At 29.4% G+C, this 14,584-nt stretch carries 15 protein-coding genes and 1 tRNA gene; 6 read left to right on the top strand and 10 right to left on the bottom strand.

The window, feature by feature from the left end:
* Positions 1-8 precede the first annotated feature (8 nt).
* From AAC008_RS03375 to AAC008_RS03330, 10 genes are all read right to left on the bottom strand, one after another.
* Entirely contained in the window at positions 9-485 is a 477-nt protein-coding gene (locus AAC008_RS03375) for a biopolymer transporter ExbD (protein WP_339887415.1), read from the bottom strand.
* A gap of 13 nt (positions 486-498) precedes the next feature.
* Positions 499-1,119 carry a biopolymer transporter ExbD gene (locus tag AAC008_RS03370; RefSeq protein ID WP_339887414.1) on the bottom strand — a complete coding sequence of 207 codons (621 nt, stop codon included), beginning with the start codon at positions 1,117-1,119 and terminating at the stop codon, positions 499-501.
* Positions 1,120-1,123: 4 nt separating this feature from the next.
* Positions 1,124-1,549: a hypothetical protein gene (locus tag AAC008_RS03365; protein WP_339887413.1), complete on the bottom strand. Its 426-nt coding sequence runs from the start codon at positions 1,547-1,549 to the stop codon at positions 1,124-1,126.
* A gap of 23 nt (positions 1,550-1,572) precedes the next feature.
* A complete protein-coding gene (locus tag AAC008_RS03360; protein WP_339887412.1) occupies positions 1,573-2,382 on the bottom strand; it encodes a MotA/TolQ/ExbB proton channel family protein in 810 nt (269 codons plus the stop codon).
* Between the two features lie 76 nt (positions 2,383-2,458).
* Positions 2,459-2,546 (bottom strand) — tRNA-Ser (locus AAC008_RS03355).
* A gap of 71 nt (positions 2,547-2,617) precedes the next feature.
* Positions 2,618-3,649 carry an asparaginase gene (locus AAC008_RS03350; protein WP_339887411.1) on the bottom strand — a complete coding sequence of 344 codons (1,032 nt, stop codon included), beginning with the start codon at positions 3,647-3,649 and terminating at the stop codon, positions 2,618-2,620.
* Positions 3,636-4,775 (bottom strand): 1-acyl-sn-glycerol-3-phosphate acyltransferase, encoded by a 1,140-nt coding sequence (locus AAC008_RS03345; protein WP_339887410.1) that lies wholly within the window; start codon positions 4,773-4,775, stop codon positions 3,636-3,638. Before AAC008_RS03345 ends, AAC008_RS03350 begins: the two co-directional genes overlap by 14 nt.
* Before the next feature lie 65 nt (positions 4,776-4,840).
* Positions 4,841-5,623 (bottom strand): TatD family hydrolase, encoded by a 783-nt coding sequence (locus tag AAC008_RS03340; protein ID WP_339887707.1) that lies wholly within the window; start codon positions 5,621-5,623, stop codon positions 4,841-4,843.
* Positions 5,624-5,646: 23 nt separating this feature from the next.
* The gene (locus AAC008_RS03335) at positions 5,647-6,378 is read right to left on the bottom strand and encodes a tetratricopeptide repeat protein (RefSeq protein WP_339887409.1); all 732 of its coding nucleotides are present in this window, start codon (positions 6,376-6,378) and stop codon (positions 5,647-5,649) included.
* A gap of 4 nt (positions 6,379-6,382) precedes the next feature.
* Positions 6,383-6,964 (bottom strand): sigma-70 family RNA polymerase sigma factor, encoded by a 582-nt coding sequence (locus tag AAC008_RS03330; RefSeq protein ID WP_339887408.1) that lies wholly within the window; start codon positions 6,962-6,964, stop codon positions 6,383-6,385.
* A 233-nt stretch (positions 6,965-7,197) separates the two neighbouring features.
* Between AAC008_RS03330 and AAC008_RS03325 the strand changes: the two genes are divergently transcribed.
* From AAC008_RS03325 to AAC008_RS03300, 6 genes are all read left to right on the top strand, one after another.
* Positions 7,198-7,641, top strand: coding sequence for a hypothetical protein (locus AAC008_RS03325; RefSeq protein WP_339887407.1), 444 nt, complete (start codon positions 7,198-7,200; stop codon positions 7,639-7,641).
* A 105-nt stretch (positions 7,642-7,746) separates the two neighbouring features.
* Positions 7,747-8,337 (top strand): hypothetical protein, encoded by a 591-nt coding sequence (locus AAC008_RS03320; protein WP_339887406.1) that lies wholly within the window; start codon positions 7,747-7,749, stop codon positions 8,335-8,337.
* A 39-nt stretch (positions 8,338-8,376) separates the two neighbouring features.
* Positions 8,377-9,375, top strand: a complete 999-nt coding sequence (locus tag AAC008_RS03315) for a hypothetical protein (RefSeq protein ID WP_339887405.1) — start codon at positions 8,377-8,379, stop codon at positions 9,373-9,375.
* A gap of 83 nt (positions 9,376-9,458) precedes the next feature.
* Positions 9,459-11,465 (top strand): PKD domain-containing protein, encoded by a 2,007-nt coding sequence (locus tag AAC008_RS03310; protein WP_339887404.1) that lies wholly within the window; start codon positions 9,459-9,461, stop codon positions 11,463-11,465.
* A 128-nt stretch (positions 11,466-11,593) separates the two neighbouring features.
* A complete protein-coding gene (locus AAC008_RS03305; RefSeq protein WP_339887403.1) occupies positions 11,594-14,176 on the top strand; it encodes a CHAT domain-containing protein in 2,583 nt (860 codons plus the stop codon).
* Positions 14,145-14,582: a retropepsin-like aspartic protease gene (locus AAC008_RS03300; protein WP_339887401.1), complete on the top strand. Its 438-nt coding sequence runs from the start codon at positions 14,145-14,147 to the stop codon at positions 14,580-14,582. The genes AAC008_RS03305 and AAC008_RS03300 overlap by 32 nt, the downstream gene beginning before the upstream one ends.
* The last annotated feature ends 2 nt before the right edge of the window (positions 14,583-14,584 follow it).

Genomic DNA, 14,584 nt, shown 5'->3' with positions numbered 1-14,584 from the left:
CATTATAGTTATCTTTTAGTTACACTTCCTTGTGTAGTTGTGTAATTAACTTTTAATTGTTCTGCTTTTCTTAATTCTTGTTTGATATCTGTTACTAATCCCATTTTTACATCTTTATCAATTTTTAATGAAGCTGTTAAATATGGTTCTGCGTCAGAGTTTCTAGCTGCTCTTTCTGATGTAACAAAACTTTGAATTTCGTTAGCATTAGACAATCTATCATTTAATTGTATTCTGGCATTGCTACCGTAAGTACTTTGGTATCTTTCGCTAGGTTTTCCAGCATAAATATACATTACATACTCTTTTTTAAACAATTTAGATGTTTGATCAGCTTTTGGCAATTTATTCTCTATCATTAAATCACTATCTTTCATAGTAGTAGCAACCATAAAGAAAAACAATAGCATAAATACAATATCTGGTAAAGATGCTGTTGAAATTGCTGGCATATCGCCCGATTTTTTCTTGTTAAATTTAGACATTTTCTAAAATTTATTAGTTACGTTTTGGTTCTGCTTCTGAAAGTCTTTGAGGAAATAATTCTTGAATATACTTAACTTTTTCCCCTAACTCTTCTAATTCCTTATCTGAATAATCCCCTTTTGAAGCTGGATCACTAAATATATATTCTAATTCTGAAAAAGAAATACCATATTTTTTTAAGCTTTCTCTATTTCTTAAAATATTATAAGCGGCAACTAATTCATTTTGCACCGCAATATAAGTTTCGTAAGTAGTTTCAGCATCATTAGATAATGAGATAACAGCTTTTGTTGGATTATCTGAAGAAGATCCGTCTTTTGATCCTTCACAATAAGAACAAGTTCCATCGCCATTATTTTCTAAGAATTTAACAGCTTTTTCTCTTAAATCTTTTAGTTCCATTAGTTCCTCATTAACCAATAATTGATTGTTCATATTAACTAAAACAGTTAAAATGTTACGTTGATTAATAGGTGGAACATCTGGCTCATCTTGCATTGGCGGCAATTTTCTATTGATTCCTTGATCTACTCCAATAGTTGTAGTAACCAAAAAGAAGATAAGCAATAAGAAGGCAATATCTGCCATAGAGCCTGCATTTACTTCTGGTGGCGTACCTCTTTTCTTTGCCATATTATTATTTTTTTGCGTTTTTAAACATGAAAAAGAATAAAGATCCTATAGAAAAAATTCCTAAAAAGTAAGACATATTTAAACCTGTGCTTACAAATTTAGAGGCACTCCCACTAACCAATAATTCTTTTTTTACATTATACACATCTGAACCATCTGCTAAGATGTAAGACAATACTAAAACTCCAGCAAAAATTCCTAAAGTTATCATTGCTCTTTTTAAGGCGTCTTTATGTGTTAATAAATTCTTAAATACATATATTAAAACTACTGCAACACATGCAAATAGAATTACATAAGATAAATATATAAGGGGTGAAATCCAACTGCTGTTAACCGCATCACTACTAGCCATTATTAGTGCTAAAAACACTAGACTTAGTACTGCTATAACAAGAGCTGCTATTTTGATTACTTTATGTAAATTCATAACAGTTATATATTTATAGGTTATTATTTTTTATAGTCTGATAACATATCGATTAAACTGATAGAAGCATCTTCCATGTCGTTTACGATTGAATCAATTTTTGCAGTAATGTAGTTATAGAATACTTGAAGTATCATTGCAACAACAAGACCAAATACAGTAGTTAATAAGGCAACTTTAATACCTCCAGCAACTAAAGATGGCTCCATAGAACCAGCAGATTCGATGTTATCAAATGCTTCAATCATACCAATTACAGTTCCCATGAACCCTAACATCGGTGCTAAAGCGATAAATAAAGAAATCCAAGAAACGTTTTTCTCTAATTGTCCCATTTGAACTCCACCATAAGCTACAACAGCTTTCTCAGCAGAATCAACTCCATGCTCATATCTGTCTAAACCTTGGTAATAAATAGAGGCAACTGGACCAGCAGTATTTCTACATACTTCTTTTGCAGCATTAACTCCACCAGATTTTAAAGCATCTTCTACATCAGCAACTAATTTTTTAGTGTTTGTAGTAGATAAGTTTAAGTAGATAATTCTTTCAATAGCAATTGCTAGACCTAAAATTAAACATAATAATACGATTCCCATAAACCCAGGACCACCTTCAACGAAACGTTGTTTTAATTTTTGGGTAAATGATACTTCTGCAACTGGTGCATCTTCTTCGGCAGTAGTTGCAACTGCGTTTGCTTCGTCTGCTTGAGCTGCAACATCTTCAACTTGTGTTTGTGCTGCTGCTGTAGAATCTGTAGCTTCTTGTGCTTGTACGCTTCCGAAAGCCATAATCCCTGTGATTGCTAAAATAGAAAATAATCTTTTCATTGCTCTTGTTCTTAAAATTTAATTAGTTAATTTGGTTAAAAGTATAAAATATTTATTAATTTACAAATTGTTTGTGCGGAGAGGAAGGGATTCGAACCCTCGATACCCTTTTGGAGTATACATACTTTCCAGGCATGCTCCATCGACCACTCGGACACCTCTCCAATGGAGAACTGAATTTGAAGGTGCTAAATAACATAAAAAATTTCACGTGAGAAAATTTTGTTCATTATTTTTATATCATTTCCCCTCTTATAGGTGTTTCAAAAATGGTTTTGAACACTTTAGGAGACACCTTTTGACCTAATAAGTACATTAATTTTGTAATAGCTGCCTCAGAAGTAATATCTTTTCCTGAGACTATTCCTATGTTTTTTAATTGTGTACTAGTTTCATATTGCCCCATGTTCACACTTCCTCCACTACATTGGGTGACATTAATAACGCAAATATTGTTTTTTATTGCATTCGCCAACAAAGAAATAAACCAATCTGTTGAAGGAGCATTTCCTGAACCATACGTTTCTAAAATAATTCCTTTTAAATTTGGCGTTTTTAAAACTGATGATAACACATTTTTACTAATTCCTGGAAAAAGTTTTAAAACAGCAACATTATCATCAAATGTTTTATTAACTTTTAACTTTTTATTGCCCTTATTTTTTAATAGTATATCTCTATTTACTTTTAAATGCACACCAGATTCAGCTAATTCAGGAAAATTTGGTGATGCAAATGCATTAAAATGTTCGGCACTTATTTTTGTAGTGCGATTTCCTCTGTATAATTTATATTCAAAATACAAACAAACTTCATTAAAAACTGCTTTTCCTTTTTCTTGTAACGAAGCTATCTGTATAGCCGTAATTAGATTTTCTTTAGCATCTGTTCTTAAATCACCAATGGGTAATTGTGAACCCGTAAAAACAACAGGTTTTGCTAAATTTTCTAGCATAAAACTCAAGGCCGACGCACTATAAGACATTGTGTCAGAACCATGTAAAACAACAAATCCATCAAAAGATTCATATTTATCCTCTATAATAGTTGCTATGTTTTGCCAATCTTGAATGCTAATATTTGATGAATCTAAAGGTTTTTCAAATGAAACTGTGTCAATTTCACAGTCTAACAATTGCAATTCCGGAATTCGTTTTAATAATTTTTTAAAATCAAACGCTTTTAAGGCTCCCGTTTCATAGTCTTTAATCATACCAATCGTTCCACCAGTATAAATAAGTAATATTTTAGGATTAGACTGTGGCATTATTATATTTCAATTTGTTTACAACTGGATTAGCATACATGGCTAAAAATCCTTCTTTTAAGACCGTTGAATTATCATCTATTCGCAACTCTAGCCTTCTTTGAAACAATTGTTTTTCTTCTATTGTATATTTTTTTTCAAACTGATTGGTGCTGTGTAACATATCATAGGCAATATAATTAGTTGGCCACAGTTTATATGAACTTAAAATTGAATCATCAATTTTTTGGGTCAATAATTGAATTTGTTTATTTGGATTTTGTTCAAGAGAAACAACTTCATCTATTTCTGAATCTAAAACATCACCAATATGTATATGAATTCTTTTCTTTTGTCCGATAATTCCACTTAGTAAGGTGATAAAATCTTCATTTTTTTCCTTAATATATATTTCTTGTTTGGCTTCGGCTAATAGTTGAGGCATTTTTAGTGCATCCGTTGGGTCATATTCGTATGAAAGTGAAACAGGAACAATCTTAATTTTCTTAAAATAATTCATGATGTTTTTTTCGTCAGAACCCATCGACAACATCTTTAAAACTCCAGAATTAGTTGCGTCATTACCATCTTTTGTTCTTCCTTCACGTTGAGCAATCCAAACTGAACGATTCTCGTGTAATAACAATTGTGCAATATATTCTGACATGTTTTTAGAACTCATCAACAACTCTCTTGGAGAAAGCCCTCTTTGAACTACAAAATTTCTGTTTAGTTTTGATAAAGTATGTAAAAATGCTTTTTGCACTAAATTGTCTCCAATAGCAGAAGCAGTCATTGTTAAGCCATGTTCAAATAAAGCTACATTTAATAATGAAGTATCTAAAATTATATCTCTATGGTTTGAAATAAAAAGATATGAAGTATTTGGTTCCAATTTTTCAAAGCCAGAAGTTGTTAATCCGTCTGAACTTTTTTCTAAAACTTTTTGTACAGATTTATATATGAAATTACATTGAAAGTCTCTAATAGAATGTGTTTCACTCAATTTAGCCTTCCAAACTTCTTCCTCTACACCTGGAAACGTAAAATCCATTAACGCTTTCATCATAGGATGATTTAATGAAGATTTTAAAGCATTATTTACTTCACTATCATAAAAAGGTCGAATAGCATCAAACTTTGACATGTGTTAATTTTAATTTTAAGAAAACAAAAGAACAAAAAATTTATGAATTTAAAGGTAATTTTAACTTAAATCCCAAAAATAGCTTTTGAGTTTTCGGTTGTAATTTTTGCAATTTCTTCAACTGAAACGTTATAAATTTCAGCTAATTTTTGTGCAATTAGTAAGGTATAACTACTTTCGTTTCTTTTTCCACGATAAGGAACTGGTGCTAAATAAGGCGAATCTGTTTCCAAAACAATATGTTGTAAATCAATTTGATTAAGAAATTGATCAATTTTTCCGTTCTTAAAAGTTGAAACGCCACCAATTCCTAATTTCATACCAAGTGAAATAGCCAATTTTGCTTGTTCCAAATTTCCAGTAAAGCAATGAAAAATTCCAAATAATTTATCGTCTTTTTCTGACTCTAAAACTTCAAAAACTTCGTCAAAAGCATCACGACAATGAATGTTGATGCCTAAATTATATTTTTTGGCTAATTGAATTTGATGCTTAAAAGCTTGTTGTTGTTGATTTAAAAATGTTTTATCCCAAAATAAGTCAATCCCAATTTCTCCAATAGCATAGAATTTTCTTTTTTCTAATTCAGCTTCAACGTGAGCTAATTCTTCTAAATAATTTTCTTTTACATATGTAGGATGCAAACCCATCATTAAGAAAATATTTTCAGGAAATTGGCTTTCCAAATCATACATTTTCTGGGTATAACTTGAATCAATTGAAGGAATAAAAAATCGAGAAACTCCAACTTCTATTGCTTTTTGGATGATTTCTTTTCTGTCTTCATTGAATTGTGAAGAATATAAATGAGTATGTGTATCAGTTAAAATTAATTTCAAAGTCTTTATTTTCAAAGTTTCAGATTGCAAATTTAATCTAAATCTTTTAGTAATTCTTGTGCTTTTTCATAATCTTCTGAATCTGAAGAAATTTGACTTAAGTAGTTTTTACATGCTTTAAATTCTTTTAATTTCAATTTTGCCAATGCTAAATACCAAATAGCTCTTTGACTGTAAACTGAAGTTCCTTCTTTCAAACTATTAAAAACTACTTCTGCCTCATGTGTTTTATTAATTTCCAATAATGATATTCCGTAGTAAAATTCAATCTCAGGAGTTTTGTTTTCGATTACAATTTTTTTAAATAACGGAACAGCTTCTCCATAATTTTTGTTGTTAAAGGCTTCTTGAGCAGTTTTTAAATCTTGAATTACTGAACCTCTTTCTACAAAATTCGCATTCTCATGTTGGTTATAATCTGAATACGAAGGGTTGTCTCCACTGTTAATAAACCAAACCCCAATAAACACAACAAACATAGCTGCAATTGCAAGCCATTTTGATTGTATCGAAATGACTTTTGACTCTTTTTTTTGTGGTTTTACTGCAAAATGTTCTTCTGAAATTGACTCTAAATTTTTCTTAAAATCAACGCTATCATTTGAAAACTTAATTTCTAAAAACTGAGTTGTTTCTTTATATAATTCAAATTGTTTTTTAAAAGCTTCGTCATTATGAAGCTTATTATCAAAAGTAATTTTCTCTTCTAATGCCATTTCATTATTGAGATAATTTTCAAATGCTATGTATAATTCTTCTTGCATCACTTTAGTATTTTAAAGATTGGTATCTGTTAGATTGTTGGATTAATTCTGTCAATTGACCGGTACAAATGGATTTCTTCTTTCTTACATAAGCATAAGTCACATTCATTTTACTAGCTACTTCTTCCATGGTTTTGGTTACGAAACTCAATTTCAAAACTTCTTGACATTTTTCTCCTAATTTTTGAAACATTTCATCAAATAAGGATTGTTTTTCGTCTTCGGTTTCAGTTTCGATAGCTAATTTTTCAACGTCTTTGTCTATAGATACATTTTCATCTTTAATTGTTACCTCTTTATTAGAAGATTTTTTTAATTCATTGAGCCATTTTCTTTTACATAATAAAAAAAAGTAAGCATCAAATGGGCAGGTTAATTCTAACCCTTTTGTTTTTGCTTGATTATATATAGTAATTAAAACTTCTTGAATTACATCTTGAGCTTCATCTGAGCTTCCACTATTCATCTTTATATAATAGGTGACTTTAGGAGCAAACTTTTTATATATAGATTCCACTATAGATGAATTGTTATTGAGCAAGCCATCTATATAAACTTGGTCGTGATGTAAAATTTTTGAAGCCATGAAGTCTTTATTTATCAGCTAATATAAAAAGAATTAAAAAATAATTTGATTTAATGGGTAACAATTTTCTAAGCTACTTTATATATAGATGTAATCGTTCTTCAAAATCTTGTTTTTAAAATGTTTTCCAAAAGAAATTTAAAATAAATCAAAAACATGGGTAACAAATTAAAACTTGAATTGATATAACATTAGATAACAAAAATTAACAATAATATTAAAACTTAGAAATTATGAAAAAATCAATCTTTACAATCGCAATTTTAGCTTTATCTTTTTTAAACGTAAACGCTACAGAAGTAACAACAACTTCAAACAATTTAGAAATTACAACATCAATTTCAAGAGAAAACATCGTAGAAGTTTATGATTGGAGTGTAAAAACTACAAACGGGAATTACGCAGGAACCTCAAACTCTTTAGAAGAAGCTCAAAAAATGATACTACTTGTATCTGCAGGAGAAGTTGTTTTAGACAAAAAAATTGAAACATTCTTTCAGTTAAGAGATGAAGTTTCAAACAGCAACTTAAGATTATTCTTTTGGGAAGTGGAAACTACAAACGGAAAAGCAAAAGGTTTTTCAAGTTCTGAAAATCAGGCTAAAAGAATGATAGAACTAGTTAGTACCGGTGATGTTTTAAACTTCAAAATAATAATTGCAGCTGAATACAAATAAAAAAAACAAATCAACTAGGTAACAATTGAGTTGCCTAGTTGATATATAATTAGAAATCAATATTAACAGAATCTGAAATAAATTCAGATTAAAAAAATAGAAATTATGAAAAATTTAAAAACCATCTTCTTATCACTAATTATACTGCTTTTTGTTAGTTGTGATAATGACAATGATCCAAGTAATAATGTTTGTGACACAAATTATGTATCAACCCCAATTAGCAATGCCTTCTCAACAGCAAATGGCTATGATGATTTACCCGAGTTTATGGATTTAGAAACTCATGAATACGATATTAAAATTAATGCTTCCGGTGAAATTTGTAGCATTGGATATCAAAATCCAAGCACTTATACTGGTGGCTACACTATGGAAATAATAAACACAACTACATCGGCTTCTTATAGTGGTATACATACATTTTCACAAGCAAATTTAGATTATCAATCTATTCCAACTCCTGTCTTGGTGAATTCTGGTGACATTATTAAAGTAAAACGAACAATATTACCAGGATGGACAATGTTAAATGAAACTATAGGTAGAGTTTTAAGAAAATCAGATTTCTCAAATGTTCCTTATCCAATTGTTCTAGGAAATGTGGAATTTTTAAACTCTAATTTCTATGGTTCTGGTGGTCCAATACCAGACATTGCTCAACCGTATATTGCAATAGGATTTAAAATAAATTAAACAAAATATTAATATTAAACTTTAGAAATTATGAAAACAATGAACACAAAAAACGTATTAATGGCAAACAGATTATTCATAATGCTTTTTGCTTTTGCAATGACCTTTACAAGTTGTAATTCAGATGAAGATCCAACTTCTCAAAACTATGTTCCTTCTCCTACTGCTTTTAACTCAATTAGACAAGCAGCTTTAGAAGATATGACTCAAAACTTTCAAATTGACGCTTCAAATGGAATGGCAACTTTAACTTCTGCAAATGGAGTAGAAATAGATATTGATGCCAATTGCTTAACATTAAACGGCAATGCAGTAACAGGAATGATTGATATTGAATATGTAGAGGTTTTTGACGGAGGACAAATGCTTGTTACTGACAAAACTACAATGGGAAAGTTACCAAATGGCGATATGGCAATGCTGATTTCTGGTGGTGAATTTTACATTAATGCAACCCAAAACGGACAACAATTAGACTTAGGCTGTTCCTTGAATTTAAGAATTCCTGCAGCGTTGACTGCTCCCGACAATGGAATGTCATTGTGGGAAGGAACAATTGATAATGATGGTAATTTAGAATGGGAAGAGCTTGATGCTGCACCAGGTCAAGGTGAAGTTTTCTTAGAACAAGGAACAACAGGAGCTCAAACATACTATGCGTTTTTTAATAATTTTGGATGGACAAATGTGGATAGATTTGCTAGTAACACTGGTCCAAAAACACAAATTTTAGCTGGAGTTCCTTCTGGATATAATTTTCAAAACAGCGCAATTTACTTACATTATGATGGTGAAGGAAATGCGTTAGCAAAACTTGATACTTATGATGCTAATTCTGGATTATTCTCTGAACATTATGGTCAAGTTCCTATTGGATTAGCTTGTCATATCATTTTTGCAACTGAAGAAAACGGTCAATGGAGATATGCTATTAAACCAGTAACCATTTCAGCAAATGCAGTTTACACATTTACTTTAGCTGAAACAACTGTAAGTTCAGAAGCACAACTTGTAGCTGCTATAAATGCCCTACCATAAATTTAGTTATGTTTTGTTTTTTGGAAAAAGTGATGATTAACTCATCGCTTTTTCTTATTTTTATAACTTAAAACCTAGAAGTTATGTTAAAAATTAGCACATTACTTTTATTTCTAGTTTCCCTATTGAGTTTTTCTCAAATAAAACCTCTAGATACTACATCTAGAAAAGCAATTATAATTCCTGTTCAAAATAATAATTCTTTTACTTTTAAATCTGAGAAACCTTTATTAAACCAAATTGCTGGTGCTCCAAAAGCATTTTACAGTCATTATTGGGAATTTGGGGATGGAAATTTTTCCACAAAAGAAGAACCAAATCACACCTACAAACAAGCTGGTGAATACGAAGTCAAATTATGGGCAACTAATAATTACGATTCAGGAAAAACACCTTCAACGCGACCACAAAAAGTAAAAACAAATGATAAAGCTGATGCTTCTGAAAATGAAGTTCAACTTATGGATGACAATATTGTTTTAAGAAGGAATCGTGAACCTTTGCCTGACGAAGAATTTGAAGTTATCATGAGTTATAAAAATGATAAAGACTACGTTACCAATGGAAAAATCTATTTTTATTATAACGAAAAAGAATTTAAAAATGACAATTTTGAATTGGTTGAAACTCGAAATTATCACAATGAAAACATTCAAGAAATTTCAAGTGATTTAGTGTACAATGAAGATTTTGATACTAATAATTCGTCTTATGCTTCAATCGAAAATATAATCTATTCTACTTCTAAATTTCAAGATACTACTGTTAGAAAAAATTTGGCTATTTCATTAGAAGAAGCCAAACAAAAATTCAAAAAAGGAAAGACCATTACGTTCAATAATATGAATCCAAATGAGCAGCGTAATATCTTTTTCACTTTAAAAACAACTCCAGAAATGATTAAAGATACAAGTGCTATTTTAAAAGTGCGAAGTATTTATGTTCCTGATTCAAACTATGAAAATCACAAAATAAAAGACATGGAAATGGAAATTGTGACTTCTCATGATCCCAATAAAATGTCTACAAACGGAATGTTTATAAATTATAGATTAGTCCGATTTAAAAGAGTAAAATTCAAAACTCGTTTTCAAAATAATGGTGAAGGTCCAGCAACAACAATACGCTTAGAAACTGATGTTCCTGATATGTATGACAAAAAAACTCTTCAAATAGAAGGAATGTATCCCGAATGTCCAATTTGTCCAAAAAATCAAGAAGTTCGTTATAGTTGTTTAGATACAATTGTCGCTCAAAAACAAATAATATTCACTTTCAAGAATATTTATTTACCAGGAAGCGAACAAAAAAACGTAACTGAAAAAGACTCTACTAAAGGTTTTGTAAAATACAGTTTAAAGTTTGGAAAAGATTTTCATAAAGTAAAAACCAAAAGTAAAACAGCCATAATTTTTGATAAAAACGATCCAATTATCACTAATTATTCCGTTACGAGATTTAATCCCGGAATTTCAATTGGTGCCAAAACAGGTTATAATTATTTTCCGAAATTAGAAAATGCTAAAAGTTATTTTGTAGGTGCAACGATTTCACCCTATAAATCTTATCGTTGGTATTGGCAATCTGAATTACTTTTTAATAAGTTAGATTTTGATGAAGCTATATTAACATCAGATTTAAGTCAGGTAAATTTTAATCCACCTATTCAAAACCCAGACGGAACGGTTTCTGATATTGGTTATGAGAGAAAAATTACTTCAAGTCAAACGAATAGAATAGTGACAGATATTGTTCCTGTTTCCCTAAGATATAATGTCAATAATTTTATTGGAATTGGTTTTGGTCCTCAATTTTCTACTACACTTTCATCTACAAAAGAAACTAGCGAAACCTTTCAATATTATAGAGCTATACAAGACGCAACTGGATTTGTTCCTGGTGAAGAAATACTTCAATTAAAAAGAGAAACAAATACATCATTAAAAGAAAAAACCGAAGTTCAAACGCAATTATTTGCCGATGTAACACTAGGTTTTGCTCGCATTGGTCCAAGTGTAGGAATTCGATATTATAAAAACTTTAAAAACGATTTTGATTCGTGGCAGTTTTATGCAATTTGGAAATTTTAGTTTTTGAACCACATAGGCACATAGATTTGTGATACTTGTGAAAAATATTTAGCCAATTTATTAATACATAGATTATATATTCTATGTAAAGCGAAGCGTCTTTTCAATAAAAATAATTCTATGTGCCTATGTGGTTCAAAAAACTAACAAAACTTAAAATTTTATTCTTTTTATTCTTTTTTACTTCTATTAGTTTTTCACAAACTTTAGAAGACCAAATCTATGATGCTGTAGATACATTCGTTGCAAATCCAAATAAAAATTCTTTAGTGATTCTAAATGGAAAAGAAAAAGAGTTTTCTATCAAAGTAAAATCCTATGATGAACAATTAGCATTAGTGATTTTATATTGCAATAAAGGTTCGTTTGAAATGAAAAACAACCTAGAAAAAAATGCTATAACTTCTTATGAAAAAGGCTGGAAATTATATGATATAAACAAACTTTCTAATTATGATATTGTTGAATTTTGCTTAAAACCTTTAGGAACTTTATATACTAAATCAGGTAATTTTACTTTGGCAGAAAACATCATAAAAAAGTATATTTTCATTGCCGAAAAAGAAAAGAATCAAACTACAATTATTTCTGGTTACATTAATTTATCCATAGTTTATAAAAGTATTGGTAGTTATCAAAATGCGATTGATTTACTTCAAAAAGTTGCTAAAAACAAAGCTATTTCTTCGCTTCAAAACAAAAGAATAAAAGAAGAATTAGCTGTAAATTATATCGGTTTAAAAAAGTTTGAAAATGCAAATCAATTACTTCAAAACTCTTATTTAAACGATTATCAAAGTTGGAAATCAAAATCATTTTTGGCTCTTCAAAACAATAATAGTAAAGAAGCTATTTCTTATTTTGAAAAAGCGAAAACTGTCTTTTTTAAAACCAATAATTTCACAGCAAGAGAAGTTGCCAAAATGCATGTTGATGAAGCTTCTATTTATCGTTTTTTAAAAGAAGATAAGAAATCTAAAATCATACTTTCAAAAGCATTACAAATTCTGTTGCCTTTAGAGAAAAAGATGCTTTTGCCTGAAAAAAGTAGTTTGTATGCGGAAAATACTTTCTTATCTATTTTTGATGAAATGGCTGAAATAGAAACAAATTCACAAAAGAAAATTGACTATTATAATCTGAGTTTTTATGTAAGCGATTTGCTAAAAGGCAACATCGTTTCGCAAGAATCTTTAATTATTCAACAATTTGATGATAGAAAACGAACCGAAAAATGTTTACAAATCTTTTGGAGTGAATATCAAAAAACCAAAGATAATGCTTGGATTGAAAAAGCCTTTTTGTTTGCCGAAAAAAGTAAAAATGTAGTTTTAAAAGATAAATCAAACCTAAAGACTTTATTAGAGTTACATCCAAAAAACAAAGATTTAATCACTCAAAGCCAACTGACTTCTCAACAAGAAACTTTGATTAATAAGCTAATTCGTTTGCAAATCACTGGAGATAATCCAAACGAAATTGAAACTATAAATTCCAAATTAGCTTCTATTAGTATGGAATTGAAAAGTCAAAACGAAAAAATTCAGAAGCAGTTCAAGAATGATATAAAAAACCCATTTAAACTTTCTGATTTATTTAAAAAAATCGAGAATGATAAAACGCAATTTGTATATTTCTTTTGGGGAAATGAATCAATTTACGAATTTCAAATAGTTGATAAAAAATTAACTTGGAATCAAATTAAAATTGATGAAAGTTTTGCTTCAACTTTAAAGAATTTCATTCACTTTTTTGATGATGCTTCTGTGATAAATAATGATATAAGTTTATTTTCTAAAACGAGTTTTCAATTGTATGAAAATCTAAAACTTTCAACTTTACAAAAAGATAAAAACACGATTATTATTCCTGATGGGTTATTGAATTTTGTTTCCTTTGATGCTTTGGTAACTCAAAAAACGACTTCTAAAAACTATAGTAAAATTCCGTTTTTGGTGTTTCAAAACAAATTGGCTTATCAAACCAATGCAACTTTTTATATTGAAAATATTCTGAAAGAAAAACAAAACACTATTCTTGGTTTTTTTCCAATTTTTGAAAATACTAATGCAGAATTATTGTATTCTAAAGAAGAAGCAAAAGCTTTACTTCCTTTCAAGGCAAAACTGTTTATGAATGAAAGTGCGACAAAAGCTAATTTTTTGAAAAATAGCAGCAATTATAGCATTCTACATTTATCAACACACGGAACAAGTGGTACATTTAATGAACCCGCAACCTTAGTTTTTTATGATGAATTAATGCTGATTAACGAACTATATGCTTTAGAAAATTGCCATCCACAACTTGTAGTTTTAAGTGCATGCGAAACTGGAATTGGAAAACTTCAAAAAGGAGAAGGTGCTATGAGTATTGCAAGAGCTTTTCAATATGCTGGAGCCGAAAATATTTTGTTTAGTCTGTGGAAAATCAACGATTATGCAGCTGCTCAATTAATGACAAATTTTTATACTTCATTTGCGAAAACCAATTCATTTTTTGAATCCAATTATCTTTCAAAAATGGATTATTTAGAAGACATAGATATTTCAAATGCTAAAAAATCTCCTTATTATTGGAGTTCGTTTGTGTATTTTGGTGCTGTTGATTCAGAAGAAAAAAGTTATTTTTATTACTGGCTTTTTGGAGGAATTCTAATTATTATTTTACTTTTGATTTATGGAAGAAATTCAAGATTTTTTAAAAGGTAAAAAATACAAAAAAATAAAGTTTAAGGTTTTAAAAACACAACATTTATTGGTTACTGCCAAAATAAATGACATTAAAGGAACATTCATTTTAGATACTGGCGCAAGTAATAGTTGTGTGGGTTTTGATGAAATTATTAAATTTGAATTATTAGCTGAAAATTCTGAAACCAAAGCTGCTGGTGCTGGTGCAACTGGAATGATTACACAATTATCAAAAAAGAACAAATTACAAATGGGAAGATGGAAATCTGAAACCTTGAATTTAGTAGTTTTTGATATGAGTCATGTTAATGAAGCTTTAGTGAGTTTTAAAACCAAACCCGTAAACGGAATTATTGGTGCTGATATTCTATTAGAAGGAAAAGCGATTATAGATTATGCGAATTGTTATTTGTATTTGAAATAAAA

Origin of the sequence: uncultured Flavobacterium sp. (assembly GCF_963975515.1) — a bacterium.
Lineage (GTDB): Bacteria > Bacteroidota > Bacteroidia > Flavobacteriales > Flavobacteriaceae > Flavobacterium.
This window is presented reverse-complemented; position numbering and strand designations above follow the sequence as displayed.

Coding starts and splice junctions, on each gene's coding strand:
- AAC008_RS03375 (WP_339887415.1), bottom strand. CDS start 485: ATGTCTAAATTTAACAAGAAAAAATCGGGCGATATGCCAGCAATTTCA.
- AAC008_RS03370 (WP_339887414.1), bottom strand. CDS start 1,119: ATGGCAAAGAAAAGAGGTACGCCACCAGAAGTAAATGCAGGCTCTATG.
- AAC008_RS03365 (WP_339887413.1), bottom strand. CDS start 1,549: ATGAATTTACATAAAGTAATCAAAATAGCAGCTCTTGTTATAGCAGTA.
- AAC008_RS03360 (WP_339887412.1), bottom strand. CDS start 2,382: ATGAAAAGATTATTTTCTATTTTAGCAATCACAGGGATTATGGCTTTC.
- AAC008_RS03350 (WP_339887411.1), bottom strand. CDS start 3,649: ATGCCACAGTCTAATCCTAAAATATTACTTATTTATACTGGTGGAACG.
- AAC008_RS03345 (WP_339887410.1), bottom strand. CDS start 4,775: ATGTCAAAGTTTGATGCTATTCGACCTTTTTATGATAGTGAAGTAAAT.
- AAC008_RS03335 (WP_339887409.1), bottom strand. CDS start 6,378: ATGCAAGAAGAATTATACATAGCATTTGAAAATTATCTCAATAATGAA.
- AAC008_RS03330 (WP_339887408.1), bottom strand. CDS start 6,964: ATGGCTTCAAAAATTTTACATCACGACCAAGTTTATATAGATGGCTTG.
- AAC008_RS03325 (WP_339887407.1), top strand. CDS start 7,198: ATGAAAAAATCAATCTTTACAATCGCAATTTTAGCTTTATCTTTTTTA.
- AAC008_RS03320 (WP_339887406.1), top strand. CDS start 7,747: ATGAAAAATTTAAAAACCATCTTCTTATCACTAATTATACTGCTTTTT.
- AAC008_RS03315 (WP_339887405.1), top strand. CDS start 8,377: ATGAACACAAAAAACGTATTAATGGCAAACAGATTATTCATAATGCTT.
- AAC008_RS03310 (WP_339887404.1), top strand. CDS start 9,459: ATGTTAAAAATTAGCACATTACTTTTATTTCTAGTTTCCCTATTGAGT.
- AAC008_RS03305 (WP_339887403.1), top strand. CDS start 11,594: ATGTGGTTCAAAAAACTAACAAAACTTAAAATTTTATTCTTTTTATTC.
- AAC008_RS03300 (WP_339887401.1), top strand. CDS start 14,145: ATGGAAGAAATTCAAGATTTTTTAAAAGGTAAAAAATACAAAAAAATA.